This is a genomic window from Erythrobacter mangrovi, from assembly GCF_013260645.1.
Taxonomy (GTDB): Bacteria; Pseudomonadota; Alphaproteobacteria; order Sphingomonadales; family Sphingomonadaceae; genus Qipengyuania; species Qipengyuania mangrovi.
This window is the reverse complement of record NZ_CP053921.1, coordinates 454061-478882: the sequence shown is the minus strand read 5'-3', so window position 1 is coordinate 478882 and position 24822 is coordinate 454061. Positions and strand designations below refer to the sequence as shown.

Annotated in this window: 15 protein-coding genes; 11 read left to right on the top strand and 4 right to left on the bottom strand. The window is 64.0% G+C overall.

Annotated features, from left to right (window positions below; all coding sequences use genetic code 11):
* Window positions 1–20: 20 nt before the first annotated feature.
* Together atpA and HQR01_RS02405 are read right to left on the bottom strand one after the other, a co-directional pair.
* Entirely contained in the window at window positions 21–1550 is a 1530-nt protein-coding gene (gene atpA / locus HQR01_RS02410) for a F0F1 ATP synthase subunit alpha (RefSeq protein ID WP_173212225.1), read from the bottom strand.
* 15 nt (window positions 1551–1565) lie between these two features.
* Window positions 1566–2120, bottom strand: a complete 555-nt coding sequence (locus tag HQR01_RS02405; protein WP_173212223.1) for a F0F1 ATP synthase subunit delta — start codon at window positions 2118–2120, stop codon at window positions 1566–1568.
* A 207-nt stretch (window positions 2121–2327) separates the two neighbouring features.
* Here HQR01_RS02405 and HQR01_RS02400 point away from each other — a divergent pair, with 207 nt between their 5' ends.
* On the top strand, window positions 2328–3158 hold the full coding sequence (locus HQR01_RS02400; RefSeq protein ID WP_173212221.1) for a TauD/TfdA dioxygenase family protein: 831 nt from the start codon (window positions 2328–2330) through the stop codon (window positions 3156–3158).
* Window positions 3159–3194: 36 nt separating this feature from the next.
* On the opposite strand, the gene HQR01_RS02395 is transcribed toward HQR01_RS02400, so the two are convergent.
* Complete coding sequence (locus HQR01_RS02395) at window positions 3195–4739, bottom strand: S1 family peptidase (protein WP_173212219.1); 1545 nt, start codon at window positions 4737–4739, stop codon at window positions 3195–3197.
* Between the two features lie 99 nt (window positions 4740–4838).
* Here HQR01_RS02395 and HQR01_RS02390 point away from each other — a divergent pair, with 99 nt between their 5' ends.
* From HQR01_RS02390 to HQR01_RS02380, 3 genes are read left to right on the top strand one after another with little or no spacing between them, the layout of a single operon-like run.
* Window positions 4839–5306: a DUF1203 domain-containing protein gene (locus tag HQR01_RS02390; RefSeq protein WP_234030224.1), complete on the top strand. Its 468-nt coding sequence runs from the start codon at window positions 4839–4841 to the stop codon at window positions 5304–5306.
* Window positions 5306–6340, top strand: coding sequence for a bifunctional DNA-binding transcriptional regulator/O6-methylguanine-DNA methyltransferase Ada (gene ada, locus HQR01_RS02385; RefSeq protein ID WP_173212215.1), 1035 nt, complete (start codon window positions 5306–5308; stop codon window positions 6338–6340). The genes HQR01_RS02390 and ada overlap by 1 nt, the downstream gene beginning before the upstream one ends.
* Window positions 6340–7083, top strand: coding sequence for an isocitrate lyase/PEP mutase family protein (locus HQR01_RS02380; RefSeq protein WP_173212213.1), 744 nt, complete (start codon window positions 6340–6342; stop codon window positions 7081–7083). Before ada ends, HQR01_RS02380 begins: the two co-directional genes overlap by 1 nt.
* Here the strand turns inward: HQR01_RS02380 and HQR01_RS02375 are convergent.
* Window positions 7080–9245: a primosomal protein N' gene (locus HQR01_RS02375; protein ID WP_188115106.1), complete on the bottom strand. Its 2166-nt coding sequence runs from the start codon at window positions 9243–9245 to the stop codon at window positions 7080–7082. The genes HQR01_RS02380 and HQR01_RS02375 overlap by 4 nt on opposite strands.
* A gap of 64 nt (window positions 9246–9309) precedes the next feature.
* Here HQR01_RS02375 and HQR01_RS02370 point away from each other — a divergent pair, with 64 nt between their 5' ends.
* The 7 genes from HQR01_RS02370 to HQR01_RS02340 all read left to right on the top strand — a co-directional run bounded on the left by HQR01_RS02370 (window position 9310) and on the right by HQR01_RS02340 (window position 24822).
* Complete coding sequence (locus HQR01_RS02370) at window positions 9310–10005, top strand: DUF4197 domain-containing protein (RefSeq protein WP_173212210.1); 696 nt, start codon at window positions 9310–9312, stop codon at window positions 10003–10005.
* A 218-nt stretch (window positions 10006–10223) separates the two neighbouring features.
* Window positions 10224–10883 carry a fructose-6-phosphate aldolase gene (gene fsa / locus HQR01_RS02365; protein ID WP_173212208.1) on the top strand — a complete coding sequence of 220 codons (660 nt, stop codon included), beginning with the start codon at window positions 10224–10226 and terminating at the stop codon, window positions 10881–10883.
* 8 nt (window positions 10884–10891) lie between these two features.
* Entirely contained in the window at window positions 10892–12715 is a 1824-nt protein-coding gene (gene cobT / locus HQR01_RS02360; protein ID WP_173212206.1) for a cobaltochelatase subunit CobT, read from the top strand.
* A gap of 2 nt (window positions 12716–12717) precedes the next feature.
* Window positions 12718–13389 carry a nitroreductase gene (locus tag HQR01_RS02355; RefSeq protein WP_173212198.1) on the top strand — a complete coding sequence of 224 codons (672 nt, stop codon included), beginning with the start codon at window positions 12718–12720 and terminating at the stop codon, window positions 13387–13389.
* 153 nt (window positions 13390–13542) lie between these two features.
* A complete protein-coding gene (locus tag HQR01_RS02350; protein ID WP_173212197.1) occupies window positions 13543–16653 on the top strand; it encodes a CHAT domain-containing protein in 3111 nt (1036 codons plus the stop codon).
* Window positions 16643–18403: a ShlB/FhaC/HecB family hemolysin secretion/activation protein gene (locus HQR01_RS02345; RefSeq protein ID WP_173212195.1), complete on the top strand. Its 1761-nt coding sequence runs from the start codon at window positions 16643–16645 to the stop codon at window positions 18401–18403. Before HQR01_RS02350 ends, HQR01_RS02345 begins: the two co-directional genes overlap by 11 nt.
* Window positions 18404–18405: 2 nt before the next feature.
* The gene (locus HQR01_RS02340; protein ID WP_173212193.1) at window positions 18406–24822 is read left to right on the top strand and encodes a hypothetical protein; all 6417 of its coding nucleotides are present in this window, start codon (window positions 18406–18408) and stop codon (window positions 24820–24822) included.

The following is a 24822-nucleotide window of genomic DNA, read 5'->3' as shown; positions in this document are numbered from 1 at the left end:
CCTAGCTAATCTCTTCAGGCTCAGGCGAACTGCTTGGCGAAGGTGTCGAGCGCGGCGACAACCTTGCCCTTCACATCGTCTTCAAACTTACCGGTATCGCGGATCTCGGCGAGCACCGCACCGTGTTCGGCGCGCATGTACGAGAGCATCTGCTCTTCGTAGGCCGTCACGCGATCGGTCGGGATCGGATCGAGATAGCCGTTGGTGCCTGCGAAGATCGAGACAACCTGCTCTTCCACCGGCATCGGCGAGAACTGGCGCTGCTTGAGCAGTTCGGTCAGGCGTGCACCGCGGTTGAGCAGCTTCTGCGTCGCGGCGTCGAGGTCCGAACCGAACTGCGCAAAGGCGGCCATTTCACGATACTGAGCGAGGTCGAGCTTCATCGAGCCGGCGACCTTCTTCATCGCCTTGGTCTGCGCGGCACCGCCGACGCGGCTGACCGACAGGCCGACGTTGATCGCAGGGCGCACGCCCTGGTAGAACAGGCCGGTTTCAAGGAAGATCTGGCCGTCGGTGATCGAGATCACGTTGGTCGGGATGTAGGCCGACACGTCGCCGGCCTGGGTTTCGATGATCGGCAGCGCGGTCAGCGAACCACCGCCCAGCGCATCGTTCATCTTGGCCGCACGCTCGAGCAGGCGGCTGTGCAGGTAGAACACGTCGCCGGGGTAAGCTTCGCGACCCGGGGGACGGCGCAGCAGCAGCGACATCTGACGATAGGCGACGGCCTGCTTGGAAAGGTCGTCGTACACGATCACGGCGTGCATACCGTTGTCGCGGAAGAATTCGCCCATCGCACAGCCGGTGTAGGGTGCGAGGTACTGCAGCGGAGCGGGCTCCGAAGCGGTCGCAGCGACGACGATCGAATATTCCATCGCGCCGTTTTCTTCGAGCGCGCGAACGATCTGCGCGACGGTCGAGCGCTTCTGCCCGACCGCGACGTAGATGCAGTAGAGCTTCTTGCCTTCGTCGTCGCCGGCGTTGGCTTCCTTCTGGTTGATGAAGGTGTCGATCGCGACGGCGGTCTTGCCGGTCTGGCGGTCGCCGATGATCAGCTCGCGCTGGCCACGGCCGACGGGAACGAGGGCGTCGAGCGCCTTGAGGCCGGTCTGCACGGGCTCGTGCACCGACTGGCGCGGGATGATGCCCGGAGCCTTGACTTCGACGCGGCGGCGTTCGGTCGCCTCGATCGGGCCCTTGCCGTCGATCGGGTTGCCGAGCGCGTCGACCACGCGGCCGAGCAGGCCCTTGCCGACCGGAACGTCCACGATGGTGCCGGTGCGCTTGACGCTGTCACCTTCGCCGATCTCGTTGTCCGAGCCGAAGATCACCGCACCGACGTTGTCGGCTTCCAGGTTCAGGGCCATGCCCTGGACACCGTTGGCGAATTCGATCATCTCGCCAGCCTGGACGTTGTCGAGGCCGTGGATGCGGGCAATACCGTCACCCACCGACAGCACGGTACCGACTTCGCTGACTTCGGCTTCAGTGCCGAAATTGGCGATCTGGTCCTTGATGACCTTGGAGATTTCTGCGGCGCGGATATCCATGAGTATGTCCTTTGATCAGGCCTTCATCGCCTGGGCGAGGGAATTGAGACGGGTGCGGATCGATGCGTCGATGCGCTTCGAACCGATTGTAACGACGAGGCCGCCGAGCAGATCGGGGTCGACCTTCGTGGAAAGCTTGACGGTGCGGCCCTCGCGTGCGGTCAGCTTGGTCTTGAGCTGATCGAGCTGGGCATCGCTGAGCGCGTGGGCGCTGGTGACTTCCGCCGTGACTTCGCCGCGCTGGGCAGCAGCAATGGCGCGGAAGGCGCGGATCACCTGCGGCAGCTTGGAAAGGCGGCGATTCTGCGCCAGCACGCCGAGGAAGTTCTGCGTCAGCTCGCTGAGACCCAGCACCTTGGCGACTCCGGCCAGTGCCTGCTGCGCGGCGGTGCGGGTCACCTTGGGATTGGTGGTCAGCAGGGCGAGCTCGTCCGATTCGGCGAGCGCAGCGGCCACCTTGTCGAGATCCGATTCGACCGCGGTAACGGTCCCGTTCTCGCTCGCAAGGTCGAACAGGGCCGATGCGTAACGCCCTGCCAGGCTAGCCTGAATACCGGCGGAAATATCCACGCGCTTGAGGTCCTCTCGGGTCCGGAAAGAAACTGTTACAGCCTGCCGAATCCGGACGCACGCAGAGGTGGCCCCGGCAAGGCTGGCGCGCGCCTAGCAAAGCCCCTTCGCACTTGCAACCCGACTCGGCGTGGGAAAGATTTGGACTCTTCCCCGGTGCCGCATAGAATGGTCTCGATAAGCAACCAGTCGCTTGGGAGAGATGCGATGGAAACCATGCCGTTGGCCCCGAAATGCGGGGTTGAAGTCAAGGGCGTGCGCTTGGCCGAGGCCGACGGCGAGACGCTGGCTGCGATCAAGCGAGCGATCTACGACCACGGCGTTGCCCTGTTCCGCGGTCAGGACGATTTCACACCGGAAGCACATATTGCCTTCGCCAAGCGCTGGGGTGGAATCGACATCAACAACTACTTCCCGCTTACCGACGAACACCCCGAGATAGCGGTGGTGCGCAAGAAGGCCGACCAGGTGACCAATATCGGCGGTGCCTGGCACACCGACCATTCCTATGACCAGATTCCGGCGATGGGTTCGATCCTTGTCGCGCGCCAGCTTCCGCCGTCGGGCGGGGATACGCTCTTCGCGCATATGGGTGAGGCCTATGATGCGCTGCCGGACGATCTCAAGTCGGAGATCGAGGGGCTGGAAGCGTTCCACACCGCAGACCATGTATACAAGGAAGACGGAATCTATGCGCAGACCGACATGGGCGGCGAGCTGCGCGGGCAGGATCTGAATACCGGTGCGATCCACCCGGTGGTCATTCGCCACCCGCATACCGGCCGCAAGCTGCTCTACGTCAACAGCGCCTTCACGATCCACTTCGTCGGCAAGACGCGCGAGGAAAGTCTCCCTTTGCTGATGCGCCTCTATGCGGCGGCTACGGCCGCGGACAACACGTGCCGCGTGGTGTGGGAGCCGGGATCGGTGGCGATCTGGGACAACCGCACGACCTGGCACAATGCGCTCAACGACTATCAAGGCTACGCACGGGAAATGCACCGCATCACGCTGACCGGGGAAGCCTTGGCCGCCTGACGCGACTCTTTTGAGACGGTCTTGGCGAGTTGAGACCTAGGGCCTGGCGCTACACTCGTAGACCAGCCGTTCGTTGGGTTGCTGGGGCAGCTGGCCGAGCACTTCGGTCTGCAAATCGCCCAGTTGGGCGGCCGCACCTTCGTCGCCGCACATCGGCGCATCGTATTTGGTGCGCGCGGTGCGGGCTTCCTCCATTGCGCTGCGCGAAAGCAGGTAGCGTTCCACCCGATACATTCGCCGGTCGGGATCGAAGCTGGCGACCGACACCGCATCCTCGTTCTCGGGAACGAAGACCCGCGACCATGTCCCTCCGGAAAAGCCGTACTGCGTGCGCCCGTTGACGCAGCCTGCCGTGGTCCAATCGAAATCGAGATCCTCGGTTTCCGAGCTGGTCACTCGACTGCGCTCAGGAACGATGCGGCAGGTCAGCTTGAGATCGCCTTGATGCAATGCGCTGCCGCCTTCGCCGTCATCTGTTCCTTCCGGTGTCATTGCTGCAGCAACGCGGCGGTCGATCTCGTCGAGGCCCGGGCGCGTCAGGTATGCGGCAAGCGCCACCAACACCACCACAATCGCGCCCGCGCCAACCATCCGCAGCTTCTTTTCGTCGCGCGGCTCGGCGTTGTGGATGGTCAGGGCCCACTGGCCCAGGCCGAATGCGACCAGCAGAAGCGCGAAAGCCAGGAACACCCGATCCTCGCGGTCGGTCATCACGCTCTGCTCGGCCTCGAACTGGGCCCGGTCGCGTTGCTCGCGCGTCATCTCTGCCCGTTGGGCCAGGTCCTGGCGGGCGATCAGTTGTTCGCGTGCCATGCGCTGGCGCTCGGCCTCGTCGAGATCGGCCATCGATCGGCAGGGCATGTCATTGACCCGCGCTTCGACGCCATTGGCCTTCAGGAACGGAAGCAGTTCGCGGTTCGAAACCGCAAAGAAGAACTCGGCATCGCCGCCGTCGCTGTCCGCCCCGAAGCTGTTGACGCCGAGCACACGACCGCAATTGTCGAGCAGCGGCCCACCCGAATTGCCGCGCGCGATGGGTGCGGTGTGGAGAATCGAATCGAACTGGCGGCTGGGTCGCGTGCCCGAGACGAATCCGCGGCTCTTCACCGGCGGCTGGCTGCGGAAGATGTCTCCCAAGTCGAGCCCCTGTGCGCGGTCGACGTTCATCGGATAGCCCACGCTGGTGACATCGCCGCTGTCGGGCGGCGCCCCTCCGGCGAGCGCCAGCGGCGGCAGGCGGAGCGACCCGGTGACGCGGATGAGCGCGAGATCGGTCTTGGCCGAGGCGGCGATCAGCTGTCCATAGACCGCTTCGCCTCCGCCGGTGGGGATTATGCCGATTCGCAGGTCTTCGTCGCGCATGGCATCGCGCACAACGTGGGCGTTGGTGACCACCTTGTCGCTCGCCACCGCAAAACCGGTGCCGTGACTGATCGGAACCAGCTCGCCACCCTGACTGTCGATGATCACCACGCGCACCACGCCGCGCGCGGCCGCATCGATATCCGCCGGGTCCGCCAGCGCGAGGCCAGGAGCGAGGAGCGCGAAAAGCGCGATTAGGCTGGTCAGAAAGCGTCCCATTCGTGCGCCGTTGTGACGGGCAAATGCTTTGATCGCAAGCGGCGGGATGCAGGCATATGGCGGTCCCGGCTATCTCGCCTTCATCCTATGGAGGCTCAGATGCATTATTTGATCGAGGGGATTGATCCTGCCCCCTATCGCCAACTCTTCGAACTCGACGATGCGGCGCTCGCTGCGCGAAACATCGTTCGGGTTACGGCGGACGGGAAGCCCGGCTTCCCCTGCCGCGTCACGCTCGACGAGGCGGAAGTGGGCGAGACCCTGCTTTTGCTCAACCACACCAGTCGAGATGGAGCCACGCCCTATTGCGCCAGTCATGCCATCTTTGTGCGCGAAGCTGGTACGGCGCCTGCGCGCTTCGTCGATAGTGTCCCGCCGGTGTTCGGCCCGCGGAAGCTCTCCTTGCGCGGGTTCGATGCCAGCGGCATGATGGTGGATGCCATGATCACCGAACCCGGGGAGGCTGCAGGAGGCCTTGAAACCCTCTTCGCCAACCCCGAGATCGTCGAGATCGACGTCCACAATGCGGTGCGCGGATGTTTCGCCGCCCGGGCGAGGAGGGCGTGATGACCGCAATTCCTGACAGCGAGACCGCTTGGGCTGCTGTCATGCGCCGTGACCGTTCTTTCGACGGGCGCTTCGTGACCGGCGTGCTGACCACCGGCATCTACTGTCGCCCTTCCTGCGCCGCGCGCCACCCCTCCCGCGACAATGTGCGTTTCTTCGCCAGCGGGCCAGAGGCGCAAGCCGCGGGGTTGCGGGCGTGCAAGCGCTGCCTGCCTGATGATGTCTCACGCGATCAGGCGGCCATTCTCGCCGCGATCGACGAGATCAGGCAGGCTGAAGATGTCCCGTCGCTTAGCGCGCTGGCGGATGTCGCGGGCTATTCGCCGACCCACTTCCAGCGCGTGTTCAAGCGGGCAACCGGGCTCTCGCCCGCGGCCTATGCCCGCGCCCTGCGCGAAGAACGCGCGCGCGATGCCTTGAGTGCGGGCGACAGCGTGACGGATGCCATCTACGAGGCGGGCTATTCTTCGGCCTCGCGATTCTATGACAATACGAAAGGACGGTTGGGCATGACTCCAAGCGACTGGCGCGATGGCGGCAAGGGCCGCACAATCCATTGGACGATGGTCGATACTAGCCTCGGCGCGATGCTCGTCGCGGCGACGGAGAAGGGCGTGTGCTGCCTGTCGTTCAACGAAGGCGAGGAGGAATTGCGCGAACGCTTTCCCAATGCCGAGCTTGTTCGTGGGGGCGATGTGTTTCGTGAACTATTCGAAGCGGTAACCGCCGCAGTCGAACAACCAGTCCATGCGACCACCGCCGATATCCCGCTCGACGTCAAGGGCACAGCCTTCCAGCAGCGCGTCTGGGCCGCCTTGCGGGAGATCCCTGCAGGGGAGACGCGCAGCTATGGCGAACTCGCCGCGATGGTCGGGAATCCCAAGGCGAGCCGCGCGGTTGGCGGCGCCAATGGAGCGAACAATATTGCCGTGCTGATCCCCTGCCATCGCGTGATCGCGCATAATGGTGGCCTGGGTGGCTACGCCTATGGCGCCGACATCAAGGCCGAACTGCTGCGAAGGGAAGCGAAGTAATGGACAAGGTCGAGGCATTCCGTGCGCTGCACGTCCCGGGCAAGCCGCTCATTCTCTATAATATCTGGGATGCAGGTTCGGCACGCGCCGTGGCGGATGCTGGCGCCAAGGCTATCGCGACTGGCAGCTACGGCGTGGCCGAAGCCAACGGCTTCCGCGATGGCGAAACCCTCCCGCTCGAAGTCGTTCTCGAGAACCTCAAGCGTATTCTTTCGGTGACCGACCTGCCCGTGACGATCGACATGGAAGCTGGCTACGGCGACACACCCGAGGAAGTTGGCACATCGGTAGGCAAGGCGCGTGCGCTAGGCGCGGTGGGCATCAACATGGAAGACCGCCTGCCGGGCGAAACGACGCTGTTACCGATCGAGGTCGCCGCGGAACGCTTCGCCGCTGCTGCTGCGACCGGCATCCATGTCAACGCCCGCACCGACGTCTACCGCGACAAGGACCCGGCGGACTATTCGCAGGCGATGATCGACGAAACGCTCGAACGCGCCCGCGCCTATGCCGCGGCGGGGGTAGGGAGCCTGTTCGTCCCCTTCCTTGGAGACCACCCGACGATCCGGGCGATCTGCGAAGGTTCGCCGCTCCCGGTGAACGTATTGTGGGGCCCCGGCCGAGGCACCCATGCCGAACTCGCGGGGCTGGGCGTGGCGCGGATCAGTTATGGCCATGGCCCGTGGGCCGCTGCGATGAACTGGCTCAAGCAGCAGGCCGAAGCAGTCTTCAAGGACGGCTAGACGAAGCTATACGGATCCACATCCACGGCGACACGCACACCGGGCGGGTGATCGACCTGTCCCAGCCAGTCGCGAATGACGTCCTGCAATTGGACACTGCGCCGCGCGTTGATAAGGAAGCGGTAGCGGTACCTTCCGCGCAGCAGAGCCATCGGTGCGGGGGCCGGCCCGAGGATCTGGCAATCCTCGACCTGCGGGCGAAAGGCACCGAGGCGGTTGGCGGCCTCGCGCGCTTCCGCATCGTCCTCGCTTGAAATGATGATTGCGGCCCAACGGCCAAAGGGCGGTGCTCCGGCATGGCGACGGCCTTCGGTCTCCACCGCATAGAAGGCATCGCGATCGCCAGCTGCGAGCGCGGCGATCACTGCCGCCTCGGGATGTCGGGTCTGGATCAGCACTTCGCCGGGCTTGGAACCGCGCCCGGCACGCCCCGCGACCTGTGCAACCTGCTGATAAGTCCGCTCGCCCGCGCGCAGGTCCCCGCCCTCCAGGCCCAGGTCGGCATCGACCACGCCCACCAGCGTCAGCTCGGGGAAATGGAACCCCTTGGTTACCAGTTGCGTGCCGACAATGACGTCGACTTCACCCGCTTCGACCAGCGCAATGAATTCGGCCGCACGCCCAGGCGAGTTAAGCGTGTCGGATGTGGCCACGAACACTCGCGCCTCAGTTAGACGCTGGGCGATCTCATCGGCGATGCGTTCGACCCCCGGACCACAGGCGACGAGGCAATCGGGTTCGCTGCATTCGGGACAGACTTCGGGGCTGGGCGTTTCGTGCCCGCAATGGTGGCAGGCCAGGCGTCGGGAGAAGCGATGCTCGACCAACCAGGCGCTGCAATTGGGGCACTGGAAACGAAACCCGCAGTTGCGGCACAATGTCAGTGGAGCGTAGCCGCGCCGGTTGAGGAATAGCAGCGATTGCTCTCCCCGGGCGAGCCGCTCTTCGATCCCGTCGACCAGTCGCTGGGCAAGCCACATGCCGTGCGGCGGTTTCTCCTGCGTCAGGTCGATCGTGTCGATGCTGGGCAGTTCCGCACCGCCAAAGCGGCTGGGCAGGTCGATCTTGGTGTAGATCCCGCTTTCGGCCATTTGCAGGCTTTCGAGTGCGGGCGTTGCGCTGGCGAGGATCACCGGCACCTGTTCGAAATGCGCGCGCATGACCGCCACGTCGCGCGCGTTGTAGCGTACGCCGTCTTCCTGCTTGAAGCTGACCTCATGCGCTTCGTCGACGACGATCAGGCCGAGCTTGCGAAAGGGCAGGAACAGCGCCGAACGGGCGCCGACCACGACCTGCGCAGTACCGTAGGCGACGGCGCGATAGGCACGGCGGCGTTCGGTCGCCTTGAGCGAGGAATGCCACAATACCGGCGCCGCGCCGAAACGCTCCTCGAACCGGTGAAGGAAGTTTTCCGTCAGCGCGATCTCGGGCAGCAGGACCAATACCTGTCGCCCCATACGTAGCGCTTCCGCGACGGGTTCGAAGTAGGTTTCGGTCTTGCCTGAACCGGTCACTCCGTCGAGCAGGAAAGGGGCGAACTCCGCCTTGCGAACGGCTTCGGCTAAGGTGGCCGAGGCTTCGGCCTGCTCAGGGCTGAGATCCACATGCGTGAAGTCGGGCCGTGCCTGGTCGTACGGGCGGTCGCAGTCGACCTCGATTGGTTCGAGAACGCCCTGATTGACAAGCCCACGCAGCACACCTTCAGAGACGCCTGCCAGCCCCGCCAGTTCGCGGATATTGGCCTGTTCGCCTTCGAGCGCCTCCATCGCGGCGAGCCGTTGTGGGGTCAGCCGCTCGGGCATGCCACCGGTCAGGCGGTACTCGGTCATTGTCGCGGGGCCTTTGAGCGCACCGCCCGAGGAAAGAGCCATCCGTGCGACACTGGCGAGCGATGCGACGTAGTAGTCGGCGGTCCACTCGATCAATCGCCTGAGCGGCGCGGACAGGGGCGGGACGGGCAGCACTCCGCGCAGATTGCGCAGCTTTTCTGCCGGAACCTCGGTGCCGGGCAGCCGTTCAGCCTCCCAGACGATGCCGATTACGGTGCGCGGGCCCAGCGGACATTCCACCACTGCCCCAGGCTCAACTGCCATGCCTTCCGGCACCTTGTAGTCCAGCGGACCCAGGGCGGCATTGAGGACGAGGCAGCGCACGCGGTTCATGGCCCGGCCATATGGGCGGCGCGCAGCAAGAGAAACAAGGGTGGGAAGCAAGAGGACTGGAAATATGAACGACATTCTCCAACGGCCTACCCACCGACGCTCCGTCATCGGCGGGCTGACACTTGGAACAGCTACGCTGGCGCTTCCTGGCTGTGCCGGCATTCCGGGTTACAGCCTTGTCGATGCCGTGCAGCGGTTGCTCTACCTGTCGAGCGAGCGCGCTTTCGCGCGAATGCTTCAGGCGGACGGCTTCTGGGATCGGCAGGTCGCCCAGCTCGGCCTCGGCAATCTGCTGGGTACGCGCGGTGACGTCCTTAGCCGAATCCTCACATCGGCGCTTTTCAAGGACCGGCTCGAAAACGCCTTTGGCGATATCGCCTACCAAGGAGCCGAACGCGCTGCCCCGCTTGTGAGCGAGGCCGTGCGCACCATCGGCGTCCAGAACGCCATCGACCTGGTGCGTGGCGGCCCGACCGCGGCGACAGCCTTCCTGCGCAACTCGATGGGGACGACGTTGATCGAGGCGATGGTACCCGAAGTCGGCTCCGCGATGCGCGTCGCGCAGGACCCGCTGGTGGGTGAACTGCTGCGCGGCCTCACGGGGATCGACCTGACCGGTGCGACCAACCGCTTCGCCACCAATCTCGATAATACCATCTGGCGCGAAATCGGAGTTGAGGAGAGTGCTATCCGTGCCAATCCCGATGCGACGCGAGATCCACTGATCATTGGCGTATTCGGCACCGGGGCACGGCTCTAGAAGTACCAGCTCGCAGAGATCGGTGCGTTGGTCGACCGGCATTGAGGCATCGAACATCAGCTAAAGCGGCGTTTCTTCCTCTGTCGCGTGGGCAGCTCATGGTTGCCATGCGGCGAAGGCGGCGGCAAAGCAGGTTGCAATGAAGCGACTGGTTCTCCCCATGGCAATCGCATAGGGGCGAGCGCAACATTCGCTTATCCGGATTCGGGAGCCTACCCATGAAATTCTTCGTCGACACTGCCGAAATCGCCGACATCAAGGAACTGGCCGAAACCGGTCTGCTCGACGGCGTCACCACCAATCCCTCGCTGATCGCCAAATCGGGTCGCGACTTCATCGAAGTGACCAAGGAAATCTGCGGCATCGTCGATGGCCCGGTCAGCGCAGAGGTGGTCGCGCTGGACCACGAGACCATGATGCGCGAGGCGGAAACGCTGCGGAAGATCGCCGACAACGTGTGCATCAAGGTGCCGTTGACGATCGATGGCCTCAAGACCTGCAAGAAACTCACCGGTGACGGGACCATGGTCAATGTCACGCTGTGCTTCAGCGCCAATCAGGCGCTGCTTGCGGCCAAGGCGGGTGCGACCTTCGTCTCGCCTTTCGTTGGGCGTCACGACGACAATGGCTTCGACGGGATGGACCTTATCCGCGACATTCGGCTGATCTACGACAACTACGCCTTCGAGACCGAGATCCTTGTCGCAAGCGTGCGCCACGTGGTCCACGTGCTCGAAAGCGCGCGTATCGGCGCCGATGTGATGACTGCGCCCCCGTCGGTCATCAAGAGCCTGTTCAAGCATGTCCTCACCGACAAGGGTATCGAGGGCTTCCTTGCCGATTGGGCCAAGACCGGGCAGTCGATCCCGACCGAGTAAGCGCGAGCATGACCGAGCAGACCCCCCTCGACCGTTTCAAGCAGGCGCTGACCGGTACCGCGCGGGCGATCGCGCGCGAACCTGAGATCGAGGTGGCGTGGAGCGCGGATGCCCCTGCGCAGTCGGGCAAGAACTTTCGGGTTCCCTTGCCGGGGCGCACCTTGCCCAGGGAACAGGCCACCGAAGCGCGTGGGTTCGCCGACAGCTTTGCGCTCAAGCTGCGGCATCACAACGAGAAGCTCCACGCGAAGGGCGCACCGCCAGAGCCGGTCGCGCGCGCTTGTTACGATGCCATCGAGCAGGTGCGTTACGAATCGATCGGCACCAATTCCTACGCCGGGATGCGCGACAATATCGGTTCGGCGGTGGCGATGCGCACCGCCAGCGATCCGATCGTCCGCGCGGATGAGGCTTCGCAGGTGCCGCTACCGACCGCATTGTCACTGATGCTGCGCGAGGCGCTGACCGGGGAGGAAATTCCCGATCGCGCGAAGGCCGGGGTCGAACTGGTTCGGCAGGACATCCTCGCCAAGATCGGCACCGACATGGAAGGTCTGGCGGATGCGCTCGACGATCAGCGCGCGTTCCAGGACCTGACGCTCGACATGCTCCGGCATCTCGAACTGACGTTGCCCGATACGCCCGATGCGACCGATGCCGATGACGGCGAGAACGAGGAGGGCGAAACTCCCGAGGATCAGGAGGGCGGCGAGGACGAGGACCAGGGCGCCGCCGAGCCGCAAGCCGCCGACATGCGATCCGAGGTATCCGATGGCGAGGCCGATGGTGACGCAGAGCAGGAGGTCGAAGGCGAGCAGGAGATGGCCGACGGCGATCCCTCCGACGACGGTGAGGAGGGCATGCAACCTGTGCGCCCGAACCGCCCATGGACAGAGATCCCCGACGGGTTCGACTACAAGGCCTATACCGAGAAGTTCGACGAGGTCGTCGAGGCCCCTGAACTGTGCGACAATGAGGAACTCGATCGCCTTCGCGCCTACCTCGACAGCCAGTTGGCGGGCCTACAGGGTGTCGTGACGCGCCTCGCCAACCGCCTCCAGCGGCGCTTGATGGCGCAGCAGAATCGCAGCTGGGACTTCGACCAGGAGGAAGGCCTGCTTGATGCGGCGCGGTTGACCCGCGTGGTCATCAGCCCAGGCCACGCACTCAGCTACAAGATCGAGCGCGATACCGAGTTCAAGGACACCGTCGTCACGCTGCTGATCGACAATTCGGGCAGTATGCGCGGCCGTCCGATCAGCATCGCCGCGATCAGCGCCGATATCCTGGCACGCACGCTTGAGCGCTGCGGGGTCAAGGTCGAGATCCTCGGTTTCACCACCCGTGCGTGGAAGGGTGGGCAGAGCCGCGAAGCGTGGCTGTCCGACGGACGCCTGCCCAACCCGGGTCGGCTCAACGATCTGCGCCACATCATCTACAAGCGCGCCGACGAGCCCTGGCGCCGCGCGCGCCGCAACCTCGGCCTGATGATGCGCGAGGGGTTGCTCAAGGAAAATATCGACGGCGAGGCGCTGTTGTGGGCACACACCCGCCTGCTCGCCCGTCCCGAGGATCGCCGCATCCTGATGGTGATCTCCGACGGCGCCCCGGTCGACGACAGCACGCTGAGCGTCAACCAGGCGGGCTATCTCGAAAGCCACCTGCGCAAGGTGATCGACTGGATCGAAAAGCAATCACCGGTCCAACTTGCCGCCATCGGCATCGGGCATGATGTCACGCGGTACTACAAGAAGTCGGTGACGATCATGGATGTCGAGCAACTAGGCGGTACCATCATCGAGCAGCTGGCCGGCCTATTTGAAGTGGAGTGAGCATGACCGTTACCGAAGCTGTTGAGTCCCGCCGATCCGTTCGTGCTTTTCTCGACAAGCCGGTCGAACGAGACATGCTGGAACGGGTGATTGAAAAGGCGCAGCGCGCGCCTTCGGGTGGCAACACCCAGCCGTGGCACGGCATCGTTCTCACTGGGGAGCCCATGCAGCAGCTCTTCGCGCGCATCGCGCAAGACCTGCCAAAGGGGCGCGAAGCGTTTGCGCCCGAATACCACATCTACCCACCGGAGCTCGACGGTGCCTATGAAGCGCGCCGCTTCGGGGTGGGCGAGGATATGTACGGCGCTCTGGAAATCACTCGCGAAGAGAAGGGCAAGCGGCTGATGTGGTTCGCCAACAACTTCCGTGCCTTCGGGGCGCCGGTGCTGATGCTGGTTCACACGCCGAAGTATATGGGCCCGCCACAATGGTCGGACATAGGAATGTGGCTGCAGACGATCGGGCTGCTGTTACGCGAAGAGGGGCTCGATTGCTGCTTTCAGGAAGCCTGGGCGGTCTATTCGCCGCAAATCCGCGAGGTGGTGGACATTCCTGAGGACCACACCTTTTTCTGCGGTGTCGCGATCGGCTGGCGCGACCCTGACGCGCCCGTCAACAACTTCTCCGTTGCCCGCGCACCGATCGAGGAATCGGTGCGTTGGGAAGGCTGGTGACGCTTCACTACAAGCCAGGCTGCGCTGCATAGCCTAAACGAATTTTGCCATTCGCCTTCAAAGGCGTAGGTATAGCTAAGCATAAGAAAAGAATCGGGTTCGCTGTCAGGGGTTGGAGTAGCTGTTCGGCTGCTCCAGGGAGGAGTGGCGAGCGTGTTCCAGCGGATTTTCCTGCTGTTCGGGGTGGCAATAGTCGCATCGGTTGTCTGCGTACCGGCGCAGGCGCAATCGGGGCCCGTGCTGCTTCGCGATTCGTTCTCCATCGGGAGCGAGCGAGGTATCCTGTGCCAGGTACAGGATCGCAGCATCGGCAATCCTGCACGCCAGTCTGTGTTCGATCGGCGCTGGGCGGTTGTCTGTCGCGACTCAGCACTGCCGGTCGCGACGATCTATGCATTCAAGGACAAGGCGGTAGCGACAGCGGATAAGCTTGCCCCTTGGCGCCGCGAGAGCGTGGATTGCAGCGGGGGTATGCGAGGGATCGAAACCGATGTTGTCGGCGCTTCGCTGACCGGCTGCAAGGTCGCGGGGACTGGGCTCGACTGGTCAATCATCGAGGTGCAGGGAACCGGCCTGTATTATATTACGGACGGATTCTCGGCTTACGACAGTGCCACGCTCCTGGCGCTGCGCTCGCTCCTTGAGAATACCGTAGTCCAAGGGACCATCGACGTTGCGACGACGATGGTCAGCGACCCGTTTGCTTTCGCTCGTGTGCAGGCTGAAACGCTGGAACCGGAGCAGGCGCTGGCAGAAGGGTATCGCCGCAATCTAGGCGGTGACTACGCCGAAGCCGCCGCCTATTTCGAGACGCTGCAGGACCGGCTCGAGCAAAGCGGGGAATCGAGCACGATCCCGGTCGGCGAATTCACCGTGAACCGTGCGCTTCAGCGGAGCAACATGGGCGAGTTCGGCACGGCGGACAGGCTCTTCGACGATGCGCGGTCGCAAACTGCAGGCGATCCCATCGGCGAGCGCTTGCAGCGCAACTTTGAAGCCATCCACCTGCTCAACCAGCGTTTACCCCGAGAGGCGGCAGCGCGTGCGGGGCAACCGCTCAGCGCCGCGGCGCTGCAGGTCGATCTCGATGCGATGAAACTGGAGATCAGCCTGCCACTGTCGGAGCGCCTCAATGGCTCCGGTGATGGGTTGTTCGGATTCATCGATGAGGTCCGCCTGACCCAGCGCGAGCGGGCGGAGATCCTCGACGCACAGGCGCTGCAACTGCGTGGCAGCGCCTTGCGGCTCGAAGGGGACCTGGCAGGGGCCAAGTCGCTTCTGCTCGACAGCTTTGCACGCGCCATCGCGGTGCGCGACGGACGGGTAACCTCGATCACTCGCTTGCGTGCGCAGACGCTGAGCGAACTGGCCATCATTGCCGAGCAGCAAGGCGATCCGGCAAGCGCGGAAGGCTACCTCAAGAACGCGCTGACGCTGCTCGAAGTGGAGTACCCCGAACGTCGCACGGTGAGCGCGGCGCGGGCGCGACTGGCCGATTTCTACCTCCGCCAGGGCCGCCGTGACGAGGCGCTGACGATCTTTGCCGACGTCATCGACCGGGCGGTCGGTCAAAGCGACGCTGCGACCGGCTTTGCCAATCGGCTTGCACCCTATTTCGCCACGCTCGCGCCCGAAGTGTCGCGTGACCCGGAGGCGGCGGAAGCCTTCTTCAAGGCCATTCAGGTGCTGGTACGTCCGGGCGTTGCTGAAACGCAGGCGATCCTGTCGCGCGAATTGTCGGCCCGTACCGATGAGGCATCACGCCTATTCCGCCAGTCGACCGACCTGTCGCGCGATATCGAGCGGAGCCGTATCCGGCTGCAGCAGTTGATCGCGACCGATGTCGCGGCCAACGATCCGCGTCGCGCCGAACTGGCCGGTCGCATCGAACAGATGCAGCGGGACCAGTTGCGGACGCAGGCTGAGCTGGCGGACTATCCCGAATATCGCGTGGTTGCGCCACGCTCACTGACCTTGGCAGAGTTCCGCTCCATCCTGCAGCCGGGCGAGGCCTATGCCCGCATCGCGCTGGTCGGACGCGACCTCTACATGTTCTGGACCGATCGCGCGAATGCGGCTGCGTGGAAGCTGGACATTGGAGAGGACGAGCTCGATTTCCAGGTCGACATGCTGCGCGCCTCGATCTCGATCGAACAAGGCGGGCGGATGCTCACTTATCCCTATGAGATCGGCATCGCACGCGAACTCTACAAAGAGCTCTTTGCCCCGGTGGCCGACCGCCTGGCCGCGACGGATCATCTGATCTTCGAACCGGACAGCGCCTTGCTGCGGCTGCCGATCGACATCCTCGTGGCCGATGACGCATCCGTCGACCGCTATGAGGCGCGGCTCGCCGCGGGCGGCGATCCCTATGACTTTACCGGAACGGCATGGCTGGCCCGCGCGACACGGGTCAGCACGGCGGTTTCCGCGCAGGCCTTTGTCGATGCCCGGCGCACCACGCGGTCACGGGCAGCTCGGGAATATCTGGGCCTTGGCGAGAATACCCCGCTGGGCAGCAATAGCGCGCCGTACAACAGGGCCCTGGTGGCGTCGGGCAATGCCAAATGCGGATGGTCCTTGGCGACCTGGAACAATCCGATCGATGACGCGGAGCTCGTCGCAGTGCAGGGTCTCGTCGGGGCGGGTCAGTCGGAACTGGTGACAGGCAGTGCCTTTACGGACGATGGCCTCGTGGCCCGCAACGATCTCGACCAGTACCGCGTGCTCCACTTCGCGACGCACGGCCTGGTGACCCCACCCGATCCCTCGTGCCCGGCCAAGCCCGCCTTGCTCACATCGTTCGGCGGGGAAAACTCGGACGGGCTGCTGTCCTTCGAGGAGATATTCGACCTCAATCTCGACGCGGATATCGTGATCCTTTCGGCCTGCGATACGGCCGGGGCGGCCAGTATCGAGGCGACCCGCGCGGCCGGCGTGGGCAGTGGTGGGGGAACTGCGCTGGATGGGCTGGTACGCAGCTTCGTCGGTGCGGGCAGTCGCGCGGTGCTGGCCAGCCACTGGCCGGTGCCCGATGACTACAACGCCACGACTCGCTTGGTGAGCGAGATGTTCCGTCTCGGCCGGACGCAGGACATCGGCAATGCACTGCGCGGTTCGCAGGCGCTGCTGATGGATCAACTCGACACGTCGCATCCCTATTACTGGGCAGGGTTCGCCCTTGTCGGCGATGCCACCCGCCCGCTCCTGACCGATCGCGCGATCGCACTCGCGCGTGCAGAGGATCCCGACCTTGGCCAATAAAGCGATAATCGCAGCTGCCCTCTTGGGCGGCATCAGTGCCACTCCGACGTTGGCGCAGGCGGTGCAACCGCCGACCCGCGAACAGGTTCGCCGTGACCAGTTGGACGATCAGCTCAGCACGCCAGGTGAAGGTGTTTCGGTCGATGCGTCCTTGGCGCGCGCGCCCTGCCCATTGGCGGAGCCGCAGTATGACCAGATCCGCTTTACGCTCTCGAGTGCCAGCTTCGTCGGCGCCGAGGAGGTCGAGCCGGGACTGCTCGACGCCGCCTGGAGCAGCGTAGCCGGGCAAGACCTGCCGATTTCGGCAGTATGCGACATCCGCGACCGGGCGAACGCGATCCTCAACGAAGCCGGCTATGTCGCATCGGTTCAGGTTCCGCCGCAGCGGATCGAAGGCGGCGCAGTGCGGTTCGACGTTATCGTTGCCCGGATGACGGGATTGGTAATCCGGGGTGAGCCGGGCCCATCCGGGGAACAATTGCGCCGCAACTTCGAGAAGTTGCGCAGCCAGCCGGTGTTCCGTCGGAGCGAGGCGGAGCGCACGCTGATGCTGGCGCGCGATATACCGGGGATGGACGTGCGCCTGTCGCTGGCGCGTGATGTCGGGCCCGATGCCAAGGCCGGCGATCTTATCGGGATCGTCGACGTGGTGATGGATCGCTTCCAGGCCGACCTGTCTATTCAGAACCTCAGCTCCGATCGCACGGGACGTTTCGGCGGATTGCTGCGAGGGCAGATCAACGGGCTGACCGGGCTGGCCGACCTCACCGAACTGTCCGTCTATTCGAGCCAGGACCCGCAGGAACAGCTGGTGCTGCAGGGACGGCACGAGTTCGGGATCGGGACCGACGGGTTCCGCGTCGGTGTCAATGCAGTCTATGCCTGGACCCAGCCCGACATTGTCGGCACCGATATCTTCCAGTCCACCACCTTTGTTGGCACGCTCTACGGAAGCTATCCGATTGTTCGCCGCCAGGTCGAGAACGTGGTGCTTTCGTTTGGGTTCGACTGGATCGACCAGCGGATCGACTTTGCCGGACTGGACCTGAGCCGTGACAAGTTGCGCGTCCCCTTTGTCAGGGTCGATGCCGGGCTGATGGATAAGGCCAGCGCCGAGGGGCGCGGAGGCTATACCATCGCTGAGCCGCGCTTTGCGGCGCATAGTGCACTCGAGGTTCGTCACGGTATCGGTGCGCTGGGCGCTAGCGAAGGTTGCGGCGCCGGCTTCCTGGCTTGCGCGGCACCCGGCGTGGTCCCGATCGCGCGCCTCGATGCGGACCCTTCGGCGCTGGTGCTTCGCTATGAAGGCCAGGTCAGTTTCCGTCCGTCGCCGCTCTGGCTCATCAAGGTGGCCCCCAGGGCCCAGTATTCGCCCGACGCCCTGCTCTCCTATGAGCAGTTCTCCGGAGGCAATTTCACGATCGGACGGGGCTATGATCCGGGTGAGTTGATCGGCGACAGCGGGGTCGGTGCGCGGATCGAATTCGCGTACGGTTCGCTGCAGCCGGAAACACCCGATGGCATCGCCTGGCAGGGTTTCGCCTTCTGGGACACGGTTTCCGCGTGGATCAAGAACGTCGCCGACGATCCCTTCACGATCAACTCGGTGGGCGCCGGTGTGCGCTTCAACATCGCCCGTCGCGCCTATCTCGAAGTCGTCGGTGCGATTCCGCTCGATCGCGCACCGCTTGAGACGAAGCGCGACGATTTCCGCCTGCTTCTCAACCTTTCGATCAATCTGGGGTCCTGATCATGACCAAGCGCCAACTCGCTGCCTCCGGTCGCAATCCGGGAACCGGTGTGCGTCGCTCGCGGTGGCTGACGCAGGGCTCCGGCATGGCGATCGCGCTCGGGCTTTGTTTCGGTGCCCCGGCACACGGCAAGGGCGGGGTGGTTCCGACCGTGGCTCCCCGAGTGGACGAAACCCAGGCTGTGCAGGGCACACCGACCTTGCCTGCAGGCGTCTCATGGGGCGCGCGCACGGCGAATTCGGACACGATCAATGTCGATACGACAGCCGCGATCATCAATTGGTCGACCTTCGATACAGCGACGCTTGCCGATACGACCGCCTATGTGAACTTCGTACCCGAAGGCACCTCGCTGAATTTCCGCGGTCCTGACACCGATTTCGTGGTGCTGAACCGCATTTTCGGAACACCGGACTCTGCCGGTAATTTTCGGGGAATTGCGATCAACGGCCAGGTCGCGAGCACGCTGATCGACGGTGCGACCCGCGCCGGGCAGATCTGGTTCTACAGCCCGGGCGGCATACTCGTCGGCAATGGTGCCGCGATCAACGTGGGCAGCCTGGTCCTGACGACCAGCGACGTGAACGCAATCACCGCCGGGCAGATCGACTTTACCGGCGCACCGCAGGATTTCTCGTCGGTCTACATCGACGCCGGCGCAACCATCAACCTGACGCAGGATGCCAGCTATTTTGCGGTGGTCGCACCCACGATCGAACAGCACGGTTCGGTCAGGGTCAATGGTAGCACGACCTATTTCGTGACCGATTCCGGGACCATCCTGCTCGATGGATTGGGTGGGCTCGACGCGCGCGTGATCGATCTCGATGGCGATCCGCTGACCATCGAAGGCGCGGCGGCCGACGGCAATTACCTGGTCCACACGGGATCGACCGGCGGGGTGGCTTCGCTGCAGGTTCAGGACGTCAACGGTAACGTCCTTTCGGCCGATCCGCATTTCATCGAATTCTTCGCGCCGAACAGTGCTCTGACGCTCGAGATATCGGGCAGTGTCGGATACGACGCGGCAGCGGCCGCCGCGGCGGGATCGAACGGCTCGGTCATCATCAGCGGCGTGGACAATCCGTTCGCCACCTTGCCGAGCACAGTTGATAGCCCGGCCAATTCGGTGACGATTACTGGCACTGCCTTTACATCGGGAACCCGGATCTACGGTTTCGACGACGTGTCGATCATCGCGGGTGCGGGTGAGGCTATCTCACTGGGCACGGACGGATGGGGCCCGCTGAGCCTTTCGGTCGAGGCCAATTCGGTCTCGATCGGTGCGGAAGCCGGCGGCACGGTGAAGATCGACGGCGATCTGTCGGTGTTCGACGGTCGGCCGGATCGATCGGGCGCTTTCAGTCTGTTTGCGGGGAACGACCCGGCGGGCGCCCTGGCGTCGGGAAGTGTGGCGATCGGCGGCGATCTTTCGATCAGTACCAGCCTTTTCTATTCGGGTAGCCCGATCCAGCCTGCGGTCTCCGACGATATCAAGGTTACCGTGGCCGATGGCGCATCACTCACCGTGGGCGGCCGGGCGAGGCTCGACACATCGACTTATTCGAGCTTCATCGAGGGGACGAGCCCCTACCAGTCTTCCGAGGTTCAGAGCGGGACGGTCACTCTATCGGTGGGAAGCGGCGCGACCCTTACCATCGCCGGAAACCTCACGATTGCGACCGATGCCGGACCGATCGAGGGCGGCTATTCCTATGGCGCGCCAGCCACGGCCGGGGACGTCGACATCGATTTCGTCGGTTCGACGGTCTCGATCGGCGGGCTGTCGATATTCGGCAGTGCCCAGGCCGCGTCGGGCTATTCCGCAAACACCTCGGGTACGACCTACGATGGAACCGGGGGTAAGGTAACCATCGATATTATCGGTGGATCGGCGGACCTTGGCTCGGTCAATATCGATACTTCGGGCCACGGGGCGAGCGGTGGGCCATCCAGCACTTCCGGTGCCGGCATTGGTGGCGACGTGAACATCACCAATACCGGAGCGTTGTCGGTCACCGACCTGACCGTCGTGGCTGACGGCGTCGGGCAAGATGGCACGAACGCATTCTTTTCCAGCCCTGGCGGCAATGGCGGTGAAGGGCGAGGCGGCTCGATTGTCGTCGACACCGGTTCCACGATCTCCGGACTTTCGTCGATCTACCTGTCGGCTACCGGTACGGGTGGCAATGGAGGTTCCGGCTATTATGGTTCGGGGCCCTATCCGGGGGGCGCGGGGGGCGCGGGTTTTGGCGGTTCGATCACACTGACCGCACGCGGCGCTGGGACCACGCTGACAGGGCTCGACACCCTGTTCCTCGATGTTACCGGGACTGGCGGAAGCGGGGCCGCGGGGGTCTATGGGTTTAGCATTGGCGGGACCAACGGCTATTCCGGCGGCGATGGCACCGGCGGCTCGCTGACGATCGAATCGCGCACCGGTGCCTATCTTGAAATCCCCTCAGGTTCGGATTTGCTTTCGGCCAACGGCTATGGCGGCGCGGGCGGTAACGGTGGCGGCAGCTATGGTGGAACGGCCGGCGCCGGTGGTGATGGCGGCGCGGGTTTCGGCGGTTCGCTGAGCCTGGTGGCGCAAGGGGGGACGCTGGTCGGCGGTAGTATCGATTTGACTTCGACCGGCACCGGCGGCGCGGCAGGAGTTGGCGGATACGCCTATAATCCGAGCGCGCCGGGCTCTTATGGCCCCGATGGCATCAACGGCTCAGGTTCCGGTGGTACGGTTTCGCTCAGCGCACTGGAGGGCAGTCCTGGCGTCATTTCGTTGGGCTCAGTTGGCATCGATGCCAGCGGCCTTGCGGGTGGCGGGGATATTACAGTTCCGACGACTGGCGGCGCGATCACCATCACCGATGCATCGACCGATCCTGCGGGTCTGATCACCCTGGGATCGCTATTCGCCGTGTCGGCGGGCGGATCGGGCACGCCGGGCAATTTCACCATGGCCGGTGACAGTGGGCCTATCACCGTCAACGGAAACGTCATCGTCGATGTCGATGGCAATATCCTGTTCGACTTCGCGGGGACCGGACAGCTCGATGCCGCCGGTGTCACCACGCTGTCGGCACTCGGTTCGATAACGGTAAACCACGCGAATAACGCGGGACCAACCCTGTCGATCGACAGCCTTGGCGCATTCACCGCGACTGCTGGCGGAAATTTCACCATCGGCAGCGGTGCCATCGTCAGTAGCGACGATACCGTGATCGTGCGGGCCGAAGGAGCCATCGATGTCGATGACATTCGCGGTGTCGGGTTCATGGACCTGTCCGCGGGGCTCGGGAACACTGTCAACAACGCCTCGGTTAGTGGCGCACCCACGATCGTACCCATCGGCGCGCTGTCGCTGGTCGTCTCGGGCCTGACGATCACTGCAGGCGGTGACGACAACAGCGAGGTCGAACAGTTCGATCCGAGTTACAGTGCGCAAATCACCGGGACCGTTACCTCGACCGGCTATATCCAGGTCGAGGCGGGCGGTACGGCAGTCTTCGGCCCTGGATCGAGCACGATTTCGGACAACGGCCTGTTGGTGCGGACCGGGGACGATATCATTATCGGGTCCGGGGCACTGGTGGAGGCTGCGGCCAATCCGGCGACCGCGGTGAACCCGGCGTTCCTGTTCTCCAATCCCAACAACCTGTTCCTGCTGGCGGGCGACATCAGCGGATCCGAACTGGTTTCGCCGATAACCAGCCCGATTTCCTCGATCGTCTCTACCGGGACGATCAATTCGAACACTTTCGCTGCGGTGCTCACCGCCAATGCGATCTTTGGTACGGGTGGGGTGCTGACCGGTGCTTACATCGCGGCGGATATCAACGACGCCCCGGGAGCCGGCGTTGCCCAGCGCGACGACGACGGCTTGCTCACCGACCCCTGCCTCGAAGGCAATATATGCCTCGGGGCGGTCAGTGCGACCAACCGGATCGAAATCGGCCAGGCGAGCAACAATGATGTGATCGCTTTCTATGCCGAAACCGGGGATGCGAACGCGGATACGATCCTGATCACGACCCGCCAGGACCTTACTTTCGGCACCGTCGGGCTTCCTTCATCGTTGAACGCGACAAGCCAATTCTCGGCGATCAGCCTGACCGGTGACGTCAACCTGCTGGATGCCACGATCACATCGGACCTGATCCAGATTTCCGCCGCCGGAAGCCTGCTCGGTTCGGCTTCTCTGGTTTCCGCAAACGACATCGGCATTACCGTGACCGGCGATATCAATGCCGCGCTGATCGATGCCGGCGGCCAGTTGACGACGGTGGCGGGTGTCGGCGGGGCGCTTGAGGCTTCCTATTCAGCGCCGGGTTCGTTCACGGTGGGTAGCCTGGTCCAGGGCGCCGCGATCGGTGTAAATATCATCGCTGGCGGTGATATTTCGATTGGATCGATTGTCACCCCTGGGCAGGCCATCCAGCTTACCGCAAACACGGGTACCGCCTATCTCGGAACGACGAGCGCGGCCGGCGCGGGCTCGATCGACGTGACCGCCGAGTCGATCGAATTCGACGACCTTGCCGCCGCCGGTACGATTTCACTGACCTCGACCGTGGGCAGTATCACGGGCGGGCTCCTGGCCAATCGACCGTTCGCTCCAACAAATCCCTTCGGCGGCACCGGGTCACTTGCGGCGGGTGGAACCGTCTCGCTGAACTCGGCGGGCGATATCCAGTTCGGGACCGGCTCAGCTGGCGGCAACTTCGCAGCGCAGGCAGGTAATTCGATCCTCTTCGACAATGCGACCACCAGCGGGTTCCTCGATTTCGGCGCCAGCCAGGGCATCACCGGAACCGGGACTGCCCAGGCCAATATCGGCGCGTTCTTCGCGGCCGGACCGGGTGGCATCGATCTGGCTGATCTGGTTTCGCCTTTTGCGACACTCTTTGCCGATGGCGGGCCGGTACGGGTCAGTTCCGCAACGGCCGACTTCATCTATGCGGATGGCAGCGACATATTCCTGCGCTCGACCGGATCGCTGACGTTGCAGGCCAATGCAACAAACGGCGGTATCGACGTACGTGCGGCAGGAGACCTGGCGGTCGAGTTCGCACAGGCGACGGGTTCGGTTGCCCTGGCGGCAGACGGCGGCGATCTCCTGATCCTGCCGGTGGTAGATGGACCTCCCGGCCCGGCGACAAGCGGCCTGACTGTCGATTTGTTCGCCGCGCAGGATATCGTCGTGACCGGGGATCTCTATGCGGATCAAGGCCTTGCCATGGCGGCGGGCGGCCTGATTTCGATCGAGGCCCTGGCTACTGGCCAGACCATTTCAACCCGCAGCGCGGATATGAATATCACCGCAACCGGTCAGTTGGGTGAGGCTGCCCGTACGGTCGACATACTTATCGGCAGCGACGGTTCCGGGCCGATGACACTGGGCGGTGATGGAACTGCCGCAGGCTTCGCCTTGAGCGATGGGGAGATCGGGCAGATATTCGGCAGTGGCAATCTCGGCTTTGACGCCATTGCTCCCTCGGCTGCGGGGTCTGCGCTGATAATTGGCGATCTGACTGTTGGCGTGAGCGACAGTGCGAATGCAGGGCAGATCGGGATCGGTGGGACGCTCAGTTTCAGCACCGACGGTGGGGTTCTGGTGAACGGCGCCCTGCTGGTCGATCGAGCGGGGCCGAACACCGCGCTGGAGATCGACGCCGGGCAGGTGCTGCGGATCGATTTGCGTATCGGCAACCTGCGGTTGGCAGACACCAATGGCGCGGCCACCGGGCAAGTGTTCCTCTCGGCGACCGACGTCTACGCGGTGACCGATGAGGCGCTGGCGGATCTCGATGGTTTGTCGCTGGACCAGATCAGCGACCGGCTGGCGCTGAACGACGGTGTCGATCGCCCCGATGGCGTAATCCAGGCGGAAGCCCTGACGATCTCGACTTCGGCCAGCAGCGTCTTCATCCAGAACACGGCACCGGGGACGGAGTTCGATGACCGCCGCGGGATCGTGGTCGGCTCGCTGGTGCTGACCGATTCGGCCGGCACGGTGATGCCGATCGTGATCAATGGTATCGTAGGCCAGGCGCAGGGTATCGACGCTATCGCAGCTACCGATATCCAGGCCAGCTACGATCCGCGGTCGACCATCAACGGCTGCCTGATCATCAGCCCCGCAGCCTGCAGATTCGGCAACAAGATCCCGCCTGACGATGTCCAGGATCTCATCAAGAAGATTATCCTCGACCCCGAAGAGCTCGCGCCGGCGCCGGGCGTTATGCTGATCGAGCTCGCCGAGCAGGATGAGTTCCGCAACGATCCGCTGATCGATGAACCGGTGACCGGCGCGGGTAATGACGATTTCTGGCAGGATGAGAGCTATTGCGTCGGCGGCAGCACTGACGCCCCCGATTGTTCCGTCCGGAATGAGCAGCCTGAAGCGGCACAGTAG

Excerpts from the sequence above, each read along its gene's own strand:
- HQR01_RS02395 (WP_173212219.1), bottom strand. The coding sequence starts at position 4,739 with ATGGGACGCTTTCTGACCAGCCTAATCGCGCTTTTCGCGCTCCTCGCT.
- HQR01_RS02390 (WP_234030224.1), top strand. The coding sequence starts at position 4,839 with ATGCATTATTTGATCGAGGGGATTGATCCTGCCCCCTATCGCCAACTC.
- ada (WP_173212215.1), top strand. The coding sequence starts at position 5,306 with ATGACCGCAATTCCTGACAGCGAGACCGCTTGGGCTGCTGTCATGCGC.
- HQR01_RS02400 (WP_173212221.1), top strand. The coding sequence starts at position 2,328 with ATGGAAACCATGCCGTTGGCCCCGAAATGCGGGGTTGAAGTCAAGGGC.
- HQR01_RS02380 (WP_173212213.1), top strand. The coding sequence starts at position 6,340 with ATGGACAAGGTCGAGGCATTCCGTGCGCTGCACGTCCCGGGCAAGCCG.
- HQR01_RS02370 (WP_173212210.1), top strand. The coding sequence starts at position 9,310 with ATGAACGACATTCTCCAACGGCCTACCCACCGACGCTCCGTCATCGGC.
- HQR01_RS02375 (WP_188115106.1), bottom strand. The coding sequence starts at position 9,245 with ATGAACCGCGTGCGCTGCCTCGTCCTCAATGCCGCCCTGGGTCCGCTG.
- HQR01_RS02355 (WP_173212198.1), top strand. The coding sequence starts at position 12,718 with ATGACCGTTACCGAAGCTGTTGAGTCCCGCCGATCCGTTCGTGCTTTT.
- HQR01_RS02340 (WP_173212193.1), top strand. The coding sequence starts at position 18,406 with ATGACCAAGCGCCAACTCGCTGCCTCCGGTCGCAATCCGGGAACCGGT.
- atpA (WP_173212225.1), bottom strand. The coding sequence starts at position 1,550 with ATGGATATCCGCGCCGCAGAAATCTCCAAGGTCATCAAGGACCAGATC.
- fsa (WP_173212208.1), top strand. The coding sequence starts at position 10,224 with ATGAAATTCTTCGTCGACACTGCCGAAATCGCCGACATCAAGGAACTG.
- cobT (WP_173212206.1), top strand. The coding sequence starts at position 10,892 with ATGACCGAGCAGACCCCCCTCGACCGTTTCAAGCAGGCGCTGACCGGT.